This is a genomic window from Sporomusa sp. KB1 (assembly GCF_007830295.1).
In the GTDB taxonomy this organism is placed as follows: domain Bacteria; phylum Bacillota; class Negativicutes; order Sporomusales; family Sporomusaceae; genus Sporomusa.
Genome location: NZ_VLKC01000002.1, coordinates 4,851,392 through 4,871,907 on the forward strand (window position 1 = coordinate 4,851,392; position 20,516 = coordinate 4,871,907).

The following is a 20,516-nucleotide window of genomic DNA, read 5'->3' on the forward strand; positions in this document are numbered from 1 at the left end:
AGATATATTCGTGGTACGGGAAAAAATTCCTTTTTTCACATGAAAAAAATCTAATTATTTCAACTAATTCATTTTAGGTTTATTTATTAAACACGAAAACACGTCCATCTTCACGAATCCCAATAAGGTTATGATGATCATTATATTGTTTACGCATATTTTCCAACATATCTTCAATTACTTCTTCTTGAAATAGAAGGTCTTCCTCTAACATAGCATCATTGTGATCAGCAACTAAACGCTCACTAAAACGTTCCCGAAGAATTTTAATCGTCAGGTTGATTTCTCCTCGTGTCAAGGTCTGTACATCGCGAATAATCGTTACCATTGCCACCTGTTCATAGGAACTTAATTCAATAGCAACACTAATATTGGTAATACCTTCAAGCATATGATAGGCCGCAATACTACTAATAATTAGCTGTTTAGTGCTTTCAAAATCCCCAGCAGCAGGAATGCCGGAAATCATAAAAGTTAGTTTTAATGAGTTTGCTTCTGGATTAAAATTAATAGTGCCAATCTCAGGATAACGCACTAACATAGATATTATTAAATTTGCTCCATCGGAAACTTGCTGATCTGTTTGGGAAATTTCAGGCATTATTTTCACCATCCAATAAAATTATACAATATATGATTTACTTATAAAGTTTCTGATTAAGTATTCTCTAGAAGATAATTAAATCCTGCTTTTAATTTGTTGGTAAAAAAGCTAAAAAACGGCTTTACCTAAAGGTAAAGCCGTTTTAATAACTGTTTAATATTTATTTAGCATAATCAACAGCACGTGTTTCACGAATGACTGTAACTTTTATTTGACCTGGATATTCAAGTTCACTTTCGATCTTCTTTACAATATCCCGTACTAAACGAACAGACGTTAAATCGTCAATTTTATCAGGCTTAACCATAATGCGAATTTCGCGACCTGCCTGAATAGCGAATGATTTCTCCACACCATCAAATGATTCAGCGATTTCTTCCAATCGTGTTAATCGCTTAAGATAGCTTTCTAACGTTTCTCTGCGCGCTCCTGGCCGCGCAGCAGATACAGCATCAGCAGCTGCTACAAGTACGGCTTGGACAGTTTTCGGTTCTTCATCACCATGATGTGCACCAATTGCATTAATAATTTCGGCTGCTTCACGATATTTCTTCGCTAAATCAGCTCCAATGGTTACATGAGGTCCCTCAACTTCGTGATCTACAGCCTTACCAATATCATGGAGTAGACCCGCGCGCTTGGCTAACATTACATCGACGCCAAGTTCACTTGCCATAACTCCCGCCAAATGTGATACTTCAATGGAATGTTTGAGTACATTTTGACCATAACTGGTACGGAATTTTAACCGTCCGAGAAGTTTTATCAGTTCTGGATGCAAACCATGAACCCCTGTATCAAAGGTAGCTTGTTCGCCTGCTTCCTTAATTTTCTGTTCAACTTCTTTTTGAGCTTTCTCAACCATTTCTTCAATGCGCGCAGGATGAATGCGGCCATCAACTATTAGTTTTTCCAGTGCGATTCTAGCAACCTCGCGCCGGACAGGATCAAATCCTGACAAAATGACTGCTTCAGGCGTATCATCAATAATCAGATCAATACCAGTGAGTGTCTCCAAGGTTCGAATATTACGGCCCTCACGCCCAATAATCCGACCTTTCATTTCATCATTAGGTAAAGAAACTACAGATACCGTAGTTTCGGCAACATGATCAGCTGCACAGCGCTGAATAGCTAAGGATATGATTTCTTTAGCTTTCTTTTCCGCTTCTTCTTTGGCCTGTTGCTCCAGATCTTTGATGAGCATTGCTGTCTCATGCTTGATTTCTTCTTCAACATTTGCAAGCAGTAATGTACGGGCATCTGCGGATGTCAATCCAGATAGTCTTTCAAGTTCAGTTAGCTGTTTGGCATAGAGTTCACTAATTTTTTCTTGACTTCTATCTACCTCAATCTCTTTACGACTAAGGATCTCTTCCTTCTTTTCAAGGGAGTCAATTTTTCGGTCAAGGTTTTCCTCTTTTTGCACCAAACGACGCTCTAGCCGCTGAAGTTCTGTACGACGTTCTTTAATCTCCCGTTCGAGCTCACTTCTTTGCTTGTGAATTTCTTCTCTTGCTTCGACCAACGCTTCTTTTTTCTTAGATTCGCCGGCCTTCTCAGCATCATCTAAGATTCTTTTGGCTGCAGTTTCAGCAGAAGCGATTTTGGCTTCGGCAATATTTTTACGTATCCAATAGCCGCCGGCAGCACCCAACAGTCCGACTAAAATTGCAGTAATAATAATCTCTAGTATATATTCCACCTCCTTTTTCTCATACTGATATTAAGGGTAAAGCCGAGTTAAACTCGGCTTTTACAAGTAGCTTTTCGTTGCTTTGTAAAGCATCCAAGCTCTCCTAAAAGATTGTCTAAATAGATTTAGTTCGATTACACGATTGGATAATTTTATTGTAAATGTTTTTCAAATGTGTGTCAAGGAGCCATATCCCTAAGATGTGCTAAAACTTTACTAACAGTCGCCGCCTTAAAGCCTTTTGCAGACAAACGGCGAATTATTTTATGTAAATCCTGGTTCTCCTTACTGTGCAAAATTTTTATTGCAATTTTTATAGCTGCCTGGTATTCCAAATTACTATCCCAGTCTGTTAATTTTTCATTAATCAGAGTGGTTGATAAACCTCTGCGCCGCAGCCTGAGATAGGTTTCTTTCAAACTATATTTGTTGCTTTCTGTATACCGCTCTACAAGCATGTCACAAAGCGCGGCATCATTTAGATAACCGCGCTTTGTGACATATTCAATAGCCTCGCCGACTGTCACTTCATCATAGCCCTGTTTTAAAAGCTTTTGTTCCAGCTCCTGTTGGCTGTAGGTTCTGATTTTTAAAAGCGTAACAGCAGCTTCAGATACGTTTCTATTCATTAGGCTTCAAAACTCTCATCATTATCCTCAAATGGCTCATCGCCATCACTAACTACCTGATCAAGCTTGGTATCGCCGGCAAGTAAATTTTCGCGGACCTTTTTCTCAATTTCGTCAGCAACGCCCGGGTTTTCTTTAAAATACTCTTTAACATTTTCCCTGCCTTGCCCTAGCCGTTGTCCATTATAAGAAAACCAGGCACCGCTTTTATTTATGATCTCAAGATTAACACCCATATCAACGATACTCCCTTCGCGGGAAATACCTTCGCCATACATTATATCAAATTCTGCCAGTTTAAATGGCGGTGCCACTTTATTTTTAACAACCTTAACCTTGGTCCGGCTGCCTACAACATCATTTCCCTGTTTTAAAGTCTCGGCTTTGCGAACATCCATACGAATAGAAGCATAGAACTTGAGGGCTCTGCCACCAGTAGTTGTCTCCGGATTGCCAAACATAACGCCCACTTTTTCGCGGATTTGATTAATAAAAATAACGGTGGTTCGTGATTTACTAATAACACCTGTTAGTTTACGAAGGGCTTGGGACATTAGACGGGCATGCAGGCCGACATGGGAATCACCCATATCACCGTCAATTTCATTTTTGGGCACCAAGGCCGCTACCGAGTCAATAACAACGACATCAATAGCCGCACTGCGCACAAGTGCTTCTGTAATCTCCAGCGCTTGCTCACCATTATCAGGCTGCGATATTAAAAGATTATCAATATCAACACCCAGCTTTTTGGCATAAGAAGGATCAAGTGCATGTTCTGCATCGATAAAGGCAGCAATTCCGTCCATTTTTTGAGCCTGAGCAATAACATGCAACGCTACTGTTGTTTTACCTGACGATTCTGGCCCAAATATCTCAATAACCCGTCCCCGCGGCACTCCGCCGACCCCGAGAGCAATATCAAGCGGCAACGACCCTGTGGGAATAACCTCAATATTCATTTTGGCAGCGGCTTCGCCAAGCTTCATTATCGCGCCTTTGCCAAAATCTTTTTCTATTTGACGCATGGCATTTTCAAGCGCTCTAGCTTTATCCATTTCCAGATTCTTTTCAAAATCTTTGGTCTTATCCATAGTACTATAAACCTCCCCCGACAACTCTAAGCACATTATACAAACGTTTGTTCGTTTTGTCAATGACAATATCGCGGTTAAGTCTATAATTTTCCTCTATTTTAGCGTCCTTTTGCTGGCTCAATATTAATGCGATAGCCTTTGATCGTGTTCTTATTCATGACTGATAATACTCGTTCAGCAACACTTTCCGGAACTTCTACAAATGTAAATTTGTCATAAATATTTATGACACCAATAATGCTGCCTTCAATATCGGCCTCTTCTGCAATGGTACGGACAATATCCTGAGGCTGAATTCTTTGCGCCCGTCCAGCATTAATAAACAGCCGTACCATGCCTGGTTCGGCACCAGTATTACCAAACTGAGCTTTTTCAATAACAGCTTGTTCTTTATACCCTTCCTGAAAGAGTTTTAGTGCCGCCGCAGCAAGATCAATTGGATCATAGTCTGCCGCTAAATCGGCAACGATGCCGCTGTACACATCAAAACTGCCTCTGGCAATGGTCTGTGTAAGTTGATTCTTAATAACCTCAGTTTGACGCTCCAGGATATCTGCCGGAGATGGCAGCTGCCGCCGTAATATCCGTGTTTTTACTTCTTTCTCAATAAGTTTTAGTTGCCTGTATTCACGCGGCTGAATAAATGTAATCGCTACCCCTTTTTTTCCGGCCCGTCCAGTACGGCCAATTCGATGAACATATGACTCGGGATCTTGCGGGATATCATAGTTGATAACATGAGTTATATCGTCAATATCCAGTCCACGTGCAGCTACATCGGTAGCAATAAGTATATCTAATTTACCATCCCGGAATTTTTTCATAACCCGGTCACGCTGGGCCTGACTAAGATCGCCATGCAAGGCGTCTGAGATATAGCCGCGTGCCGACAGAGAAGCAACTAAATCATCAACACCTTTTTTGGTGCGGCAAAAAATAATTACTCTGCCAACTGTCTCCGAATCAAGTACCCGGCATAAACCATCAAGCTTATCCCTGGTTTCATAATATATTTGGTCGGTAAGCGGCACTGTCAATTGTTCTTTACTAATAGTTACCGTTACCCTATCCTTCATATACTTATTGGCTAAAACCATTATTTCTGTTGGCATAGTAGCCGAAAATAACAGCGTTTGCCGTTCAGCAGGAACATGTTGCAGGATACTTTCGAGATCATCAACAAAACCCATATCCAGCATCTCATCTGCTTCATCAAGAATCAGCATTTTTACATTGTCTAGTTTGATGGTATTTCTGCGAATATGATCTAAGAGCCGTCCCGGGGTTCCTACAACTACCTGCACACCTGATTTGAGAGTTCTAATCTGTCGATCTATAGCCTGACCGCCATAAATCGGTAATGTCTTTATCCGCTTAAATTTTCCGATTTTCCCTAATTCTTCTGATACCTGGATAGCCAGTTCTCTGGTAGGCGTTAATACTAGAGCCTGAATTTGTTTGAGCTCAGTTATCCGCTCCATAATGGGTATACCGAAAGCAGCTGTTTTTCCAGTACCGGTTTGTGCCTGTCCCAAAACATCGTTTCCAGCCAATACCAGCGGAATTGTTTGGTTTTGAATCGGCGAGGGTTCTTCAAAACCCATTTCAGTTATAGCCGCCGCTGTTTTTTTAGTTAACGAAATATTACCAAATAAAGTTACTGTATCTTTCAACATAAAAAACCTCCTATATATTAAGCAAATAATGCCTTACATGATTAAGGGCAGCTAAAGCAGTCCGGTGTTTTATATCCAGGCGTGTTCCATTAAAGTAATGCTCATAACACACTTTTCCTGCCGAACCATCAATAGCAATATAGACAAGGCCTACAGGCTTATTTTCAGTTGCTCCGTCCGGACCAGCAATACCCGTAATACCAACGCCTATACTTGTTTGAAATCTTTCCTTAATACCTTGAGCCATACATTCAGCTGTCTCTTGACTTACAGCACCCTTGGTTGCAATTATTTCTTCAGGGACACCGACGTGGCGCGTTTTGACAGCATTACTGTAACATACTATTGAACCTAATAGATACTGTGAACTACCAGGAACATCGGTAATACGGCTGCTAACAAGCCCACCGGTACAAGATTCCGCTAATGCGATTGTTAATTTTTTGGCTAAAAGCAAGTTACCTACAGACTTTTCCATAGTTTCTTCATCAATGCCAAAAATATATTCGTTTAATAACGGCTGAATTTGTCCTTCAAGTTCGTTAATCAATTGTACTGACTCGGTTTCACTGCCTGCTCGCGCCGTGATCCGTACATGAATTTCACCATTTCTGGCTAGCAAAGCCAATGTCGGATTCGATTGGGCTGAAATATACTTCTTAATTCTTTCTTCTAATGCAGATTCTCCCAGTCCATATGTCCGGAGAACTCTTGACACAATTGCGCCTTGGACTCCAAATCGCTCAGTAAGATATGTAATGATCGATTTCTCAAACATTGCCGCTAATTCATGCGGTGGACCTGGCAAATTTATAATTACTTTTCCTGTTGTCTCTTGTTCTATAATAACCCCTGGTGCTGTGCCACAAGTATTTTCAATAATTTGTGCGCCTTCCGGCATCATAGCCTGACGCAAATTGTTATCTGTCATACATAAACGATGCTCGGTAAAGAAACGTTGTATTCGCTCAGCACTGGCTGCATGCAAATACATTGGTTTATTGAGTAGTGAAGCAGTTACTTCTTTCGTTATATCCCCTTGTGTAGGCCCTAAACCGCCACTGGTAATAACGATGTTGGCCCGCTCTAACGCTGTTTTTAAAACGCTTTTCATTCTTTCCCGGTTGTCACCGACTGTAGTTTGATATAATACGCTGAAACCTAGCTCGTTTAATCGGGCTGCTAAGAACGGTGCATTTGTATTCACAATTTGCCCCAAAAGAAGTTCGGTTCCAGTGTTTACTAATTCAATAATCATATAGCTCATTCCCTCCCAGCATTAATTCATTCGCGTTGCAAATTGGTAATTCCTTTCTATTGCTGAACTTTAACAAAAAATAGCAGAGCCTAAGCGCCTCTACTATTTTTAAGCTTGCATTATACTATTATGCAGCTACTCTTACTTTTTTTCGGCCACTAAATCATATGTGAAGCCCTGTACAACTTCTGCCTGTACAAGTTCTCCCGGCAACAAGCCTATAGCGTTTTCAACATAAACACAGCCATCGACATCAGGCGCTTCCCGGTAAGATCTGCCAAATGCCACACTAGGCTGATCCTGGTTATGTCCCTCAATCAATACTGTCAGCATTTTCCCCTCCATATCATGGTTCAACTCTTCAGAAACGCGGCATTGTAAAGACATTAGTTCGTGGAAGCGCTCCTCTTTGACACTATCAGGCACTTGATTCTCCATAATTCCAGCAGGCGTGTCCTCTTCCTGGGAATAGGTAAATATACCTACTCGCTCAAACTTTTGCTCCAGCATAAAGTTTTTCAATGACTCAAAATGTTTATCTGTCTCCCCTGGAAAACCAACAATAAATGAAGTACGAATGGCCACCCCAGGAATAACAGTGCGAATTTTCTTCAGTAAGTTTTCAATATCAGATCGTGTGTCACGGCGATTCATTGCCGACAGAATTTCGTCATCAGCATGTTGTAGCGGCAGATCAATGTAGTTGCAAATCTTTGGTTCACTGGCAATAAATTCAATAAGTTCTTCAGTGAAATATTTAGGATAACAATATAGCAATCTAATCCAAAAAACACCTTCAATTTTAACCAGTTCGTTAAGCAGATTCGTTAATTGGGGCTTATCATAACGGTCACGCCCATAACTTGTAGTATCCTGAGCGATAAGGTTGATTTCTTTTACTCCCCGCTCAGTAAGTTTTTTCACTTCATTTACAATTGATTCTATTGAGCGACTGCGGTATTTGCCTCGCACAAGAGGAATTACACAATAGGAACAGCAGTTGCTGCATCCTTCTGCAATCTTTACATAAGCACTATATGCTGGAGTAGTAGTAATTCGCCGCATAGTCTCATCATACAATGTGTCTGTTTCACCAATAAGCAAAACCCGTTCATCCGCCAGTACCGCATTAACAGCTTCCATAATTCGATGCCATGCACCTGTACCAACAATTGCGGATATTTCCGGTAATTCGTCTAATAATTCCTGCTGATAACGCTGGCCTAAGCAGCCGGCAACAATAACCCCCCGGCATTTACCAGTTTGTTTATACTCAGCCATCTGCATAATGGTTGAGATCGATTCCTCTTTAGCAGAATCTATGAACCCGCAGGTATTAATAATTAATAGTTCAGCATCCTGGGGATTATCGGTAATATGTATATTATTATCCGCTAAAATGCCCAGCATTACCTCGGTATCTACGAGGTTTTTGGCACATCCCAGACTAATAAATCCTGCTTTAAGCATTACGTGCTCCTCCTTATATCTGATGACCAAATTATTCTATAATCCCACTTGAATCTAAGTCTCACTGTATCCCCAAACGAGCTTGTTGTACCCAGTTATCCAATATTTTCCGTTGCTGTTCGGGAGAATACATATCATGATGGTCCAGGAGCTTTATATTTTTAGCGGCATATTCCCGATACGTTGGTGTTCCTGGGTTTGTCGGCATAAAATAAAATTTATGTTCTGCCATACATGCGAGTGCTTCTTCTTGAGTAAGCCAATCAATAAACTGCTGTGCTTCAACCGTGTGGGGAGCGCTCCTAACCAGGCCTACCCCTGTCAATAAAAACGCAGTTCCCTCCTCAGGATAGATAATTTGTACAGGAAAACCATCTTTAACATAACGCATAGCTTCACTATGCACAGCTATAGCCAGGTCAACCTCTGCCATACTGGCCATTCGCGCTGGCGTTGCTAAAAATTTGGCATACTGCACAACCTGTGGATGAATTTTTTTAAACAAGTCTAAGGTTGGTTGCTCGCCATTAGCCGCAACTAGCGTATATAAAAGATTAGCGGCAGCATCGGCTGCTAGAAAGTCGGTCAAACCCAATCTCTGCTTAGAATCTGACGGCAAGTCAGACCATTTTGCTGGTTTTTTCTTGGTTGAATTTAAATAATCCTGATTGACTGCAAAAATTATCGGATCATACCAAATGCCTACCCAATAACCATCAGTATCTTGAAATCTATTTGGTACTATATCCGTATACTCAGATTGGTAAGGTATCAGCAGAGCATTGTTTCGTGCCTGTTTTAATGTTTTACGGTTAGCAAGAATAAGATCTGCTTGCCGGTCTCCTGCGTCTTCGATCAGCCTACTAAACAAATCCTTTTCCGTAAGCGGTGTAATAGTAACTCGGACCTTTGCGACCTTTTCGTATTCCTGAGCTAATACGGCTACCTGCTCAATAGGCAAGGTCGTATAAACATTAATCGTCGGTAAACTGTTTTTATTTTGTTTACCTGCATAACCGATAAGGTAAGTAGTAGCCGTAATTACTAGTGCTACAAAAATAGCCATTACTAATAATGGCAGATAGCGTTTCATACATTACCCCCATATGATTGATCTGGTTACTAGCATTAACAACTAAGGCAAACATATATACTATACCTTTTATTTGTTCTTTATGCAAGTCCTAATCCCTTCTATGCAGAAGATTGCATTTAAAAAAGCGGTGAATTATGATAAAATTAAAAAGGAAAGGAGTTGTTTTTTTGACCGAGAAGCCCTCATTCTTATCTTTTTTTCATCCAGATTTGACCGCACGTTTGATTATTGTCATAATTTTTTTGCTGCTCATTGCTATTGGTTATGTATTTGGCATCTACGATGGACTGGTAAATAATAACCCTACTGCTATCTTTAATTCGTTTGTTGCAGTGCTGCTCTATGCTATCCCGGCATTTGGATTATTGCGGCTTAAGCGTTGGGCCCGCTTATTTGAGTTGGGATTGTCCATATTATTTGTAATAATTGGCCTGGTAATCCTGTTTGGTTATAGCCTGACCATGGGTATTATGACACTTGTCCCCCATGGTTTAATTGCCATTTACCTTTTATCAAATGACTGCCGGCGGGCATTTGGTATGATAAAGTAAGCCTTAGTCGTTCAATCCAGGAAGGTTTTAAATCTGAAAACCAAAAAGAAGGCTAGATTTTGAATCTAGCCTTCTTTTTGGTTTCTTTGCTGCGCGAAGCATGTAATCTACGGGACTTATTTTGTGATTCCCCTTTGCTTACGCTGGTAACAGGCTGTTTGTTGCGGGGCGGCCGGATTAAACATTTTGGTTCATAGCCGATTAAATCCTGTCGGCCTGCTTTACTAAGCGCTTCATAAACCAAATTGTAGTTTTTAGGATCGCGGTATTGCAGCAATGCTCGCTGCAGCCCTTTGTCATGGGGATTTTTGGCAACATAGACCTTTTCCCCGGTTAACGGGTGAATTTCTGTATAGTACATGCAGGTTGATAAGCTTCCCGGAGTGGGAATAAAATCCTGTACTTGTTCCGGTCGATAGCTGGTATCACGTAGAAATTCAGCCAATTCAATAGCCTCTTTTAGGCCGGCTCCCGGATGGCTAGACATAAAGTAGGGTACTAAGTACTGTTTTTTCCCTAAGTCTATATTTATTTGTTCATATGCTTTTTTAAATTTCAGATAGGTATTTTTACCTGATTTACCCATTAAGTTTGTAACTTTAGACGAAATATGTTCTGGCGCAACCTTTAGCTGACCACTAACATGGTGCTCGCATAATTCTCGTAAAAATCCCATATCCTTGGCAGCCAACAGATAGTCATAACGCAGACCTGACCGAACAAAGACTTTTTTTATTCCTGGAATTTGTCGAATTGCCCTAAGTAATTCTAAATAGTCGCGATGGCTGGTGTTTAAACTCTTGCAGGCATTGGGGAACAGGCACTGCTTGCCGCGGCAGGTTCCCCGCTCTGCTTGCTGCTCACAAGCAGGTTGGCGAAAGTTCGCAGTAGGACCGCCGACGTCATGGATATAGCCTTTGAAATCTGGCAACTGAACGATTTGGGCAGCTTCCCGTAGTATTGATTCCGGACTGCGACTTTGGATCATTCTTCCCTGATGGGCATATAAAGCACAAAAAGAGCAACTGCCATAACAGCCGCGATGACTAACGATACTAAACTTTACCTCCTGGATAGCCGGAACACCGCCAGCTGCACTATAAGAAGGATGGTAAGTACGCTGATAAGGCAAATCATATATTTCATCCATTTCAGTGGTGGAAAGTGGCATTGCTGGTGGATTCTGCACTACATAGTGTTCCCCATGCCTCTGAGCTATCGTTTTTCCCCGTATAGCATCCTGCTCTAAATATTGCGTTTTAAAAGCTTTCGCAAACTGCACCTTATTTGCAGTAACGTCTTGATAACCCGGTGTTTCGATATAGTCCCACAGATGCTCTATTGATTCTGCAGGATAACAGGTTCCAGGTATATCCCGAATATCTTTGATATTTATACCAGTCGATAATTGTGCGGCTAACTCTTTAATCTGACTTTCGCCCATACCATAAATTAACAGATCTGCTCTACTATCAATCAGAATTGATCGTCGTACGCTATCTGACCAATAATCATAATGAGCAAATCGTCTTAAACTAGCTTCAATACCGCCAATAATAAGCGGAGTATGCTTCCAAATCTCCCTTATTCTGTTACAATAAACAATTGTCGCCCGTTCCGGCCTAAGTCCAGCCTGGCCACCGGGCGAATAATTATCTGTACTGCGGTATTTTTTAGCTGCCGTAAATTTATTGAGCATAGAATCAAGATTGCCTGCCGAAACCAATATCCCTAGTCGCGGCTTGCCTAAGCGTTTAAAATCAGAAGTTGAACGCCAATTCGGCTGAGCAATTATTCCAACCTTATAACCGTATTTTTCCAGCAGCCTGCAAATAATCGCAGGACCAAAGCTGGGATGGTCAACATAGGCATCACCACTTATAAAAAGAAAGTCCAACTGCTCCCAGCCACGTTTAGCCATATCTTCCTTGGTCATTGGTAAAAAATCTGTCATGCTGCTAGATTTACCTCATTCCTATTTTGTCATTTCGGTCAGTGTAAACGTTTTGACCACTACTTCACCATTACCACCAATTTTACCCACAGGGCTGCCGTTGTATACTACATCAACAACACCGGCATTGCCAAACTTTACTGACAGTTTATTCGCGGCTTCCCAAGTTATTGATTCGCCACTTTTAGGAGTACCTTCATATATCTCCTTGCCGTCTGCTATTATTTGCGTCCAGCACGGAGCACTATATTTAGCAGTTACAATCACTTTGACTGCAGGATTTGCTGAAGTACCCGGCTGAACCGCCGGAGCCGGTTGTGGGGTTACAGCTGGTGGTGGAACCGGAGCAGGTTGCTGGCTCTCTGATGGCCACCAGATTATTAATCCGGCTACTATAAGGACGCCTGCCATGGCTGCTACTACGGTAAGCATTTTTTTTATGCCTCCGCCACTACCTTTACGTGGGGTTGAGGTGACTGGTATTGCTTCCTGCTGCTGCTCTGCAATTATATTTTCATTTGTCTGCGCTTTTGTCTGCTCTTTATTTTGGGAATATAGCTCAATTGCCTTTTGAGGGTCAAGTTCCAAAAAGGTAGCATAATTGCGGATAAAACCCTTTAAATATACTTCACCGGGGACAATGTCATAGTCACCTTCTTCAATAGCGTTAAGATATAGCGCTCTAATGCTTATCGCACTTTCAACATCTTTAATTGACAGGGCTTTTTTTAAACGTTCAGCGCGCAAAAATTCCCCTACGGTTTGCAAAATAACTACCTCCCCAACTGTTGTAAGTATTGGATTATCGAATCTGTTGCTTGCTCCAGATTATCAGCACTTACTGCTCCATCATAGTCCGCAAGATCTGACTTCTCATAACCATACATTGGATCATAATATTCTACGAGCAAAGTCTCAACAACCACTCGAATCTGTCCTGCTTTAAATTCATCAATCAACTTGTCAGTTTTCTTATTGCCAAGGCGCCGGCGTAGTGACGCAATACTGCTGATTATCGCTTCTGCATTATCATGGTAGATATCCAGATACTCTTCTATCAATCTATCCACCCTTACTTCAATGCTGGCAGCTACCAGTAATTTTGGTCCCTGCTGCATAGCGTTAAATAAACATTCAGGTAGATATACATTACCAATACGTTTGCTTTCACATTCAACTACTATATAAGGCTGATTATTTAGCGCATCAAGTTCGTTAAGCAGATTTGCATCAAAATTTTGCGCTGTTGCCGACCTGCCTAAACCGATTTGACCAAAAACTGATCCTCGATGATTAGCTAAATTCTCCAGGTCAATTACCGGAATATTGCGTTTAGCCAATTGCTTTATAAGCAAGGTTTTTCCAGTTCCTGTTGAACCACATAGTACTATTATCTTTGGCTTAACTTCAAACTGTTTTAATCTGTCCAAAACATATTGACGATACGCTTTATATCCGCCAACTAGCTGTGAGGCTGGAATTTCCATCATTTCCAGCACACTTACTATTGATTTGGAACGCATTCCCCCCCGCCAACAATATATGATAACCTTTCGTTCCTCTTTAGTAAACTGGCGAATTTGCTCAATAATATCCGGCAACTTTGTAGAAACAAATGATAAGCCTAGATGCTTAGCATCTTCGACACTCACTTGCCTATAGATAGTTCCAATTTGAGCCCGTTCCTCATCGTTAAATATCGGTATGTTCACGGCACCGGGAATATGCCCACCGGCATATTCTGCCGGTGAACGCACGTCGATAAAAATCGTTTTATCTAAGGTTACAGCTTCCGCTACTTTAATTACTTTATACAATATAAATCACCACTACTATTCTGCCCTGTCGTAAAATGCTGTAAGCATAAAAGCAATTTATTTTTTAAAATATCTGGAATAAACTTGTTCTGTTGTCATGATTATTTCTCGTGCTTTACTTCCAATGTTAGGACCAACGATTTTCATTTCTTCCATAGTATCAATTAGCCTTGCAGCACGTGTATAGCCGATGCGAAATTTGCGTTGTAACATGGATACGGAAGCCTGACCTGTCTCAAGCACCATGCGCACAGCCTCTTCTAAAAGTTCATCCTCAAAATGAGTTGGATCTTCTTTACTGGCGACCGCAGTTTCAGCAGTAGTTACACCATCATTATATTCAGGTACAGCCTGTTCTTTGATATAGACTACTAAATCTTCAACTTCAGTGTCGGCAATAAAAGCCCCCTGTACCCTGATAGGCTTGGAAGCTCCAACAGGATAAAATAGCATATCACCCTTTCCTAACAGTTTTTCAGCTCCAGCCATATCTAAAATAGTTCGTGAATCAACCTGTGATGAAACAGCAAAGGAAATACGAGAAGGCACATTGGCCTTGATAGTTCCTGTAATGACATCAACAGAAGGACGCTGCGTAGCAAGAACTAAATGCAATCCCGCTGCCCTTGCTTTTTGTGCCAATCGACAAATAGCATCCTCAACATCAACAGGCGCTACCATCATTAAGTCAGCAAGTTCATCAATTATAATCAAAATCAATGGCAGTCGCCCATCATTATGCAGTTCATTATAGCGGGTAATATCCCGCACTCCCGTAGTAGCAAAAACTTCATAGCGGCGTTCCATTTCCTGGACCGCCCAGTTTAAGGCTGAGGCTGCTTTCTTCGAATCAGTTACTACAGGAGTAAGTAAATGTGGAATACCATTATAATTTGACAGTTCTACCATCTTGGGATCAATAAGCACCAATTTAACTTCGTCCGGCCGGGCTTTAAATAATATACTTGTAATCAAGGTATTGATACAAACGCTTTTTCCTGATCCGGTTGCACCAGCTACTAATAAATGTGGCATCTTCCCTAAGTCTGTAACAATTGGCTGTCCTGCAATGTCTTTTCCTAACGCCACTGTCAAACTGGAAGAAGCACGATGAAACTCGTCAGTTTCCAATACCTCCCGCAGTGCAACGCCAGATAATTCTTTATTTGGCACTTCAATGCCAATAGCTGCTTTACCTGGAATAGGAGCTTCAATCCGTACTCCTGAAGATGCCAATTTTAGTGATAAGTCATCTGCCAGGTTTACTATTTTACTTACTTTTACACCTGGAGCAGGTTCCAATTCATAACGAGTAACTGTCGGTCCCTGACAAGTATTAATAACCCTGGCACTAACCCCAAAGCTATCAAGCGTCTGTTCAAGTATCCGGGCGTTATCGGCAACTTCTTTGGGCATTTTGGTTACACGTGGACGATTAGGTTTTTTTAATAATGACATAGGCGGTAAACGATAGTCGGTATTACTATCAGTACTACCCTCTTTAGTTACTGTAAAAGACTGCCTTTGCGTCTGCTGCATAACTGGATCCTGATTATTATCAGGAATAATGCTCTCTTTGGGGGACTTTTGTATCGCCAATTCAGGCTTATCATCACGCTGTTGATCGTAAAATACTGGTAGATCCTTTTCCTCTTCTTGCTCGGAAAAAATTGTTTCTGCCGACGCAGCAATAGCTTCCTTCGCTGAAGACATACTCTCTACTGCCTTGTCTTTGGCATTTAATAGCGTTTCTGCCAGCGACCAGGTTGTAGTCAGCAGAATTGAGCAAAGCAGCAATGCTGAGAGCACAATAATTGAGCCATGCACCCCCAGTAGCTTACGCAAGGAAAAAAGCACCATCCCACCGGTTAATCCCCCACCTGTCACCAAACTATCAGGCATTATTTCCTGACCAACAGGAATTCTAATATGATGATAAATTGCTAAAACCACAAAATATAAAAGCAGAAGACCCCAAAACTTAACTGAATAAACAATTGGACTCTTCGCCACAATGTACTTCAGTCCAACAATAAAAAATACTAAAGGTACAGCTACAGCACCTATTCCAAAAGTATATTTGAGTATTTTGGCTAAAAATAACCCAAACGGCCCAACATTGAGACCGATCAGACTAATTAACGCTAAAATTCCTCCTGTAACCATGGTAATGCCCAACAATTCATGCCGTAATTCAGGAGTTAAATGGGTCAACCATTTAGGCAAAACATACCACCTCTAACATTATCTTGTTCTACGTAATGGTAAAAATCCCTTTATTTTATTCACTTCTTCCTATAAATTGAGTAGGAGGTCCCATTATTTGAGTAGCCGACTCCGGGTTCTTCAAATTTGCTTAGGACATGCAACAGCAACATTCACCATGGACAACTATACCCATAATAATGGGAAAAAGCCGCCCATCCCTAAGGACAGGCGACTTATAGCACAACCGATATCTAAGCGGGCCGCACGTCAGATTTAGTTGTGGATTTGGCTACGATTAAACTATGTTAGCAGGTTGAACTACACTCATCATTGAAGCAGAAAAAGAGTAAAAGTATTATAATGATGATTATAAAGCAGCTACTACCACGACCTCCTCCGAAATTACCAAATCCCATAAAGCATGCCTCCTTCATTTCGTATTCGGAACACTACATACTATGCTAAACAGGATGGGTTTGCTCCAGGAACATTATAATTTTTGGTCTCTTGCTATAAAAGAAAAAACCCGGACAGAGTCCAGGCCATATTACAAAACGTAGTGAATTCGATTGTCGTTCGTTTAGAATTGGTGCCGAGGACCGGAATCGAACCGGTACGGAAATTTCTTTCCGACGGATTTTAAGTCCGTTGCGTCTGCCAGTTCCGCCACCCCGGCATGTAATAATCTAGAGAAAAACCACTTATGTGGCTTTATTATTTTTTTGGAGGCGACACCCAGATTTGAACTGGGGAATAGAGGTTTTGCAGACCTCTGCCTTACCACTTGGCTATGTCGCCATAGTTATGGAGCGGAAAACGAGATTCGAACTCGCGACCCTCGCCTTGGCAAGGCGATGCTCTACCGCTGAGCTACTTCCGCATATTCGACGTTCGACACTAGACGCTCGATTTTCGCTATCTAAAATCGAATGTCTAACGTCGAACATCGAGATTGGTGCCTCAGGACAGAATCGAACTGTCGACACGAGGATTTTCAGTCCTCTGCTCTACCGACTGAGCTACCGAGGCGTATGCAACTGTCTATAAACGCCCATCTGCTTTGTTGCTCCTGCGATCCGTTGCTCAACGTACTCTCGTGTACGCCTCCGCTACGGTTCTCGTCGCGCCTAGCATATGGACATTTCTAGCCACCCGCAGGTGTTAAGGTGAATGGCGACCCTGAACGGATTTGAACCGTCGATCTCCGCCGTGACAGGGCGGCATGTTAGACCGCTACACCACAGGGCCGCGTACAATCGCATTATTTAGTATATAGTAGGCTTACAATAAAGTCAATACTGCAAAAATGATCTTTATTTATAAGCAATGCGACGGAATTTATTATATCTTACTATCGCGAAAACGTCAAGTGCTTTTGCAAAATAAGATCACTCAGCTAGTACTTTATTAACAGTTTCTTGTACCTGCTCAGGATCAAATGGTTTAATGACAAAACCTGATGCCCCTGCATTAAGCGCCTCAGAAATAATACTACGCTGCCCAATAGCTGTTACCATGATAATACGCGCTACTGGATCTTCTTCGTGAATATGTTTTACCGCCTGAATTCCATCCATAATTGGCATAGTAATATCCATGGTTACCAAATCCGGTTTAAACTGACGATAGAGCTGCACTCCCTGTTTGCCATCGCCACCTTCGGCAACAATCTCATGTCCCATATCCTGCAGCAGTTTTTTTATCATCATTCGCATAAACGTAGAATCATCACATATTAGAACTCTGGCCATAAAACTTCCTCCTCTATTGAGCTCAACCTATTCTGCTAACTTTAACCTTATATTTTCAAGTGTCTGACTTAGATTGTCATTTAACCGTATTTCAAGCTCAGGCAATGTCTTCGCATCAAAAGCAGTTGTCATGATCGGCACCCGTTTCAGTCGAATTTCACTGAAAAACTCATCCCGAAAGATGTTATAGTTTACCGTCAGATTACTTTCTGCCGAAAAGTCACTGTAGTCTATTATAACATAAGATCCATTCAATGCTTTAATTGGTTTTTCTGGAGTGATAAAAAGAGTAAATCCCGCTACCTGCTCTGGCAGTTTTGTCGCATAGGGCCATTCAAGAACCTTCTTGCCGGTAATTTGTGTACATACCGAAGCAGGATCAAAAACGGCTAATTGCTGTAACACTTTTTCCATACGCTCTGTCAGAACCTTTTCAAAAGCCGCCAAATCTGGTGTAAAAAAACTTATATCACAGTATTCTGTTAAGCCAATGACTACACGAACCAAAAAATCTTTTGTCGCTTCATCATACAAACCAGTAAAGCTCCGCCTTGCTTGTTGATTATTGTAGGTAAAAATACGATATTGCGAACCGCAAGTCATGAGTTCATTAATCAAGGTAAACCCAGAAATTTCTTGTGGCATTTTTTTGAAAAACTCCCAGGCTGTCACTTGTTCAATAATTTTTTCCATGATATATGACCTCCGATTCTTCTATGATTATATTCTTGATTACATCACAAAAACCTGCAGGCGAAGTAACCAAAAAGTAAGTTCAGAATACTATGAAGTAACTTCGATGCAAAACGAAACCTTACAGCAATGGGGAGGGAAAACTATGGTAAAACGTTGGGGAGGATTAGTGGCAATCCTGCTTGTCATCACTTTGCTCATTACCGCCTGCAGCCAGGCACCTGCCACGATAGTAACTCCATTTACGGGACCGGCTTGGGCGCCAGCACTCAGGGTGCTGCCACAGGAAACGGTAATTAAGGTTGGTATGAAACAAGTTGTTTCTGATGCTGGAATTCTCATTGGTATGGCAAAAGGGTATTACCAGGATGTCGGTATTAAAATTGAAGCAGTCCAGTTTAACAGCGGCCAGGAAATGATTAATCAACTAGCCGCAGGTCAGTTAGATGTGGGCGCTACCGTGACGGCCTCCGGGCTGTTAAATGCAATATCGCGCGACATACCTGTTAAAATCGTTGCCGATAAAGGTATTAATATGCCTGGCCAAGGTTACTACCGCTTGGTTATACGGAAAGATCTTGCCAATAGCATTATAGACTTTACAGACTTGCGTGGCAAAAAAATTGCAGTGGTTGGCACTGCCTCGCTTGACGAAATATGTCTGGCCAGGGTATTGGCTAAGGGTGGTTTGACAACTAAGGATATTGACATGCAAGTCATCCGGGCATTCCCTGATATGCTTGTTTCACTAGGCAACAAAAGCATTGATGCCGCCATGGTCATCGAACCCTTTGTAACGCAAGGTATAGCCAAAGGCATTGTTGATCCCTGGAAAGACCCGTCTGAATATGACCCTGACGCGCAAATTGCGCTGTTAGTCTACGGCACAAGCATGACTACCCGGCCTGAAGTGGCTAACCTCTTTATGACAGCCTATGTAAAAGCTATGCGTGACTATAATGACGCCTTCTTCAAAAATAAGAACAAGGCGGAAGTGATCGGGATGCTGTGTAAGTATTCTGTAATCAAAGAGCCTGCTTTATATGAAACAATGTATCCCACCGGGTTAAATCCTGACGGCTACCTGCGAATGAACGGGATTGCTGCCGACTTAGCCTGGTACAAAGAAAACAATTTGCTTAAATCAGAAATTAAACTGGAAGATATTGTTGATAACCGCTATGTAGACTTTGCTGTAAAAACCTTAGGGAAATATCAGTGAATAACACCAATGTCAACTATCAGGAGTTGGTAAATCATGAAAACAGCCATTTCAATTCTTTCTCCATTGACTTTGTTACTGCTTTGGGAAGCTGCCGCTCATTTAGGTTTTGTTGACACCCGCTTGCTCTCAAGTCCTTCGCTTATTCTACAGTCGTTTTTTCCGCTGCTCATTTCCGGCGACCTTATCTACAACACCTGGGTAAGTGTTTTACGAGTTATCTGCGGCTTTCTCGCCGGTTCCATTCCGGCTATCCTGCTTGGTATGAGTATGGGCCTGTCCCCTTTTGTCCGTTCTGCTATTGAACCGATGATCGCAGCTACCTATCCTATTCCCAAACTAGCCCTTATGCCGCTTATTCTCCTCATATTTGGCCTTGGGGAAACCTCCAAAATATTTACCATTGCCATTGGCGTATTTTATCTTGTGGTGATTAATACGATGGCCGGGGTTTTAAATATTGACAAAATCTATCTGGAAGTGGCCAAAAACTTTGGCGCCGGTCGCAAAGATTTTTATCTCTCGGTCGCCTTACCTGGGGCATTGCCGATGATTTTTGCCGGCTTAAAGCTTGGCATGGGTATGGCACTTATCCTGATTGTCGCCGCCGAGATGTCAGCAGCCAAGGCTGGTGTAGGCTGGATGATCTGGAGAGCCTATGACATGTTTGATATTGAACAAATGTTTGCCGCGCTAATTACGCTTTCTGTTCTTGGTTATATCTTCGCCCTGGCGCTTGACTTTCTGGAACGTCTGGTACTTCCATGGAAACAAACCAACTAAGGGAGGTGCGG

18 protein-coding genes and 5 tRNA genes are annotated in these 20,516 nt (G+C 41.7%); 4 read left to right on the plus strand and 19 right to left on the minus strand.

Annotated elements, in window-relative coordinates:
- Window positions 1–79 precede the first annotated feature (79 nt).
- The 8 genes from SALPA_RS26340 to SALPA_RS26375 all read right to left on the minus strand — a co-directional run bounded on the left by SALPA_RS26340 (window position 80) and on the right by SALPA_RS26375 (window position 9,523).
- The gene (locus tag SALPA_RS26340; protein WP_145101120.1) at window positions 80–601 is read right to left on the minus strand and encodes a hypothetical protein; all 522 of its coding nucleotides are present in this window, start codon (window positions 599–601) and stop codon (window positions 80–82) included.
- 163 nt (window positions 602–764) lie between these two features.
- Window positions 765–2,309, minus strand: a complete 1,545-nt coding sequence (gene rny / locus SALPA_RS26345) for a ribonuclease Y (RefSeq protein ID WP_145101123.1) — start codon at window positions 2,307–2,309, stop codon at window positions 765–767.
- A gap of 170 nt (window positions 2,310–2,479) precedes the next feature.
- Window positions 2,480–2,929: a regulatory protein RecX gene (locus SALPA_RS26350; protein ID WP_145101125.1), complete on the minus strand. Its 450-nt coding sequence runs from the start codon at window positions 2,927–2,929 to the stop codon at window positions 2,480–2,482.
- On the minus strand, window positions 2,929–3,987 hold the full coding sequence (recA, locus tag SALPA_RS26355) for a recombinase RecA (protein ID WP_145102304.1): 1,059 nt from the start codon (window positions 3,985–3,987) through the stop codon (window positions 2,929–2,931). The genes SALPA_RS26350 and recA overlap by 1 nt, the downstream gene beginning before the upstream one ends.
- Window positions 3,988–4,124: 137 nt before the next feature.
- Window positions 4,125–5,699, minus strand: coding sequence for a DEAD/DEAH box helicase (locus tag SALPA_RS26360; RefSeq protein WP_145102306.1), 1,575 nt, complete (start codon window positions 5,697–5,699; stop codon window positions 4,125–4,127).
- A 13-nt stretch (window positions 5,700–5,712) separates the two neighbouring features.
- Window positions 5,713–6,960: a competence/damage-inducible protein A gene (locus SALPA_RS26365; RefSeq protein WP_145101128.1), complete on the minus strand. Its 1,248-nt coding sequence runs from the start codon at window positions 6,958–6,960 to the stop codon at window positions 5,713–5,715.
- Window positions 6,961–7,101: 141 nt separating this feature from the next.
- The gene (gene rimO / locus SALPA_RS26370; RefSeq protein WP_145101131.1) at window positions 7,102–8,430 is read right to left on the minus strand and encodes a 30S ribosomal protein S12 methylthiotransferase RimO; all 1,329 of its coding nucleotides are present in this window, start codon (window positions 8,428–8,430) and stop codon (window positions 7,102–7,104) included.
- A 61-nt stretch (window positions 8,431–8,491) separates the two neighbouring features.
- A complete protein-coding gene (locus tag SALPA_RS26375) occupies window positions 8,492–9,523 on the minus strand; it encodes an ABC transporter substrate-binding protein (RefSeq protein WP_145101134.1) in 1,032 nt (343 codons plus the stop codon).
- A 137-nt stretch (window positions 9,524–9,660) separates the two neighbouring features.
- Between SALPA_RS26375 and SALPA_RS26380 the strand changes: the two genes are divergently transcribed.
- Window positions 9,661–10,077 (plus strand): hypothetical protein, encoded by a 417-nt coding sequence (locus SALPA_RS26380; protein ID WP_222428131.1) that lies wholly within the window; start codon window positions 9,661–9,663, stop codon window positions 10,075–10,077.
- Window positions 10,078–10,129: 52 nt separating this feature from the next.
- Here SALPA_RS26380 and SALPA_RS26385 read toward each other — a convergent pair whose 3' ends face one another.
- Genes SALPA_RS26385 through SALPA_RS26400 form a run of 4 tightly spaced genes read right to left on the minus strand, consistent with a single transcriptional unit; the run spans window position 10,130 to window position 16,014 of the window.
- Window positions 10,130–12,031 carry a YgiQ family radical SAM protein gene (locus SALPA_RS26385; protein WP_145101140.1) on the minus strand — a complete coding sequence of 634 codons (1,902 nt, stop codon included), beginning with the start codon at window positions 12,029–12,031 and terminating at the stop codon, window positions 10,130–10,132.
- A 21-nt stretch (window positions 12,032–12,052) separates the two neighbouring features.
- Window positions 12,053–12,799, minus strand: coding sequence for a RodZ domain-containing protein (locus tag SALPA_RS26390; protein WP_145101143.1), 747 nt, complete (start codon window positions 12,797–12,799; stop codon window positions 12,053–12,055).
- A 5-nt stretch (window positions 12,800–12,804) separates the two neighbouring features.
- Window positions 12,805–13,848: a tRNA 2-selenouridine(34) synthase MnmH gene (mnmH, locus tag SALPA_RS26395; RefSeq protein WP_145101146.1), complete on the minus strand. Its 1,044-nt coding sequence runs from the start codon at window positions 13,846–13,848 to the stop codon at window positions 12,805–12,807.
- 57 nt (window positions 13,849–13,905) lie between these two features.
- A complete protein-coding gene (locus tag SALPA_RS26400; RefSeq protein WP_145102307.1) occupies window positions 13,906–16,014 on the minus strand; it encodes a DNA translocase FtsK in 2,109 nt (702 codons plus the stop codon).
- Between the two features lie 157 nt (window positions 16,015–16,171).
- Between SALPA_RS26400 and SALPA_RS29330 the strand changes: the two genes are divergently transcribed.
- Window positions 16,172–16,333, plus strand: coding sequence for a hypothetical protein (locus SALPA_RS29330; RefSeq protein WP_186451239.1), 162 nt, complete (start codon window positions 16,172–16,174; stop codon window positions 16,331–16,333).
- Between the two features lie 310 nt (window positions 16,334–16,643).
- Here the strand turns inward: SALPA_RS29330 and SALPA_RS26405 are convergent.
- The 7 genes from SALPA_RS26405 to SALPA_RS26435 all read right to left on the minus strand — a co-directional run bounded on the left by SALPA_RS26405 (window position 16,644) and on the right by SALPA_RS26435 (window position 18,500).
- Window positions 16,644–16,732, minus strand: a tRNA-Leu gene (locus SALPA_RS26405).
- Window positions 16,733–16,779: 47 nt separating this feature from the next.
- Window positions 16,780–16,854: transfer RNA gene (locus SALPA_RS26410), tRNA-Cys, on the minus strand.
- Between the two features lie 7 nt (window positions 16,855–16,861).
- Window positions 16,862–16,936, minus strand: a tRNA-Gly gene (locus tag SALPA_RS26415).
- Between the two features lie 73 nt (window positions 16,937–17,009).
- Window positions 17,010–17,085, minus strand: a tRNA-Phe gene (locus SALPA_RS26420).
- A 142-nt stretch (window positions 17,086–17,227) separates the two neighbouring features.
- Window positions 17,228–17,304: transfer RNA gene (locus SALPA_RS26425), tRNA-Asp, on the minus strand.
- 140 nt (window positions 17,305–17,444) lie between these two features.
- Window positions 17,445–17,807 carry a response regulator gene (locus SALPA_RS26430; RefSeq protein ID WP_145101149.1) on the minus strand — a complete coding sequence of 121 codons (363 nt, stop codon included), beginning with the start codon at window positions 17,805–17,807 and terminating at the stop codon, window positions 17,445–17,447.
- A gap of 27 nt (window positions 17,808–17,834) precedes the next feature.
- On the minus strand, window positions 17,835–18,500 hold the full coding sequence (locus SALPA_RS26435) for a hypothetical protein (protein WP_145101152.1): 666 nt from the start codon (window positions 18,498–18,500) through the stop codon (window positions 17,835–17,837).
- A 145-nt stretch (window positions 18,501–18,645) separates the two neighbouring features.
- Here SALPA_RS26435 and SALPA_RS26440 point away from each other — a divergent pair, with 145 nt between their 5' ends.
- Window positions 18,646–19,722, plus strand: coding sequence for an ABC transporter substrate-binding protein (locus SALPA_RS26440; protein WP_145101155.1), 1,077 nt, complete (start codon window positions 18,646–18,648; stop codon window positions 19,720–19,722).
- 36 nt (window positions 19,723–19,758) lie between these two features.
- The gene (locus SALPA_RS26445; RefSeq protein ID WP_145101158.1) at window positions 19,759–20,505 is read left to right on the plus strand and encodes an ABC transporter permease; all 747 of its coding nucleotides are present in this window, start codon (window positions 19,759–19,761) and stop codon (window positions 20,503–20,505) included.
- Window positions 20,506–20,516: the final 11 nt, after the last annotated feature.

Coding starts and splice junctions, on each gene's coding strand:
- SALPA_RS26385 (WP_145101140.1), bottom strand. CDS start 12,031: ATGACAGATTTTTTACCAATGACCAAGGAAGATATGGCTAAACGTGGC.
- recA (WP_145102304.1), bottom strand. CDS start 3,987: ATGGATAAAGCTAGAGCGCTTGAAAATGCCATGCGTCAAATAGAAAAA.
- SALPA_RS26380 (WP_222428131.1), top strand. CDS start 9,661: ATGATAAAATTAAAAAGGAAAGGAGTTGTTTTTTTGACCGAGAAGCCC.
- SALPA_RS26365 (WP_145101128.1), bottom strand. CDS start 6,960: ATGATTATTGAATTAGTAAACACTGGAACCGAACTTCTTTTGGGGCAA.
- rimO (WP_145101131.1), bottom strand. CDS start 8,430: ATGCTTAAAGCAGGATTTATTAGTCTGGGATGTGCCAAAAACCTCGTA.
- SALPA_RS26430 (WP_145101149.1), bottom strand. CDS start 17,807: ATGGCCAGAGTTCTAATATGTGATGATTCTACGTTTATGCGAATGATG.
- SALPA_RS26340 (WP_145101120.1), bottom strand. CDS start 601: ATGCCTGAAATTTCCCAAACAGATCAGCAAGTTTCCGATGGAGCAAAT.
- SALPA_RS26435 (WP_145101152.1), bottom strand. CDS start 18,500: ATGGAAAAAATTATTGAACAAGTGACAGCCTGGGAGTTTTTCAAAAAA.
- SALPA_RS26440 (WP_145101155.1), top strand. CDS start 18,646: ATGGTAAAACGTTGGGGAGGATTAGTGGCAATCCTGCTTGTCATCACT.
- SALPA_RS26400 (WP_145102307.1), bottom strand. CDS start 16,014: ATGGTTACAGGAGGAATTTTAGCGTTAATTAGTCTGATCGGTCTCAAT.
- SALPA_RS26350 (WP_145101125.1), bottom strand. CDS start 2,929: ATGAATAGAAACGTATCTGAAGCTGCTGTTACGCTTTTAAAAATCAGA.
- SALPA_RS26445 (WP_145101158.1), top strand. CDS start 19,759: ATGAAAACAGCCATTTCAATTCTTTCTCCATTGACTTTGTTACTGCTT.
- SALPA_RS26375 (WP_145101134.1), bottom strand. CDS start 9,523: ATGAAACGCTATCTGCCATTATTAGTAATGGCTATTTTTGTAGCACTA.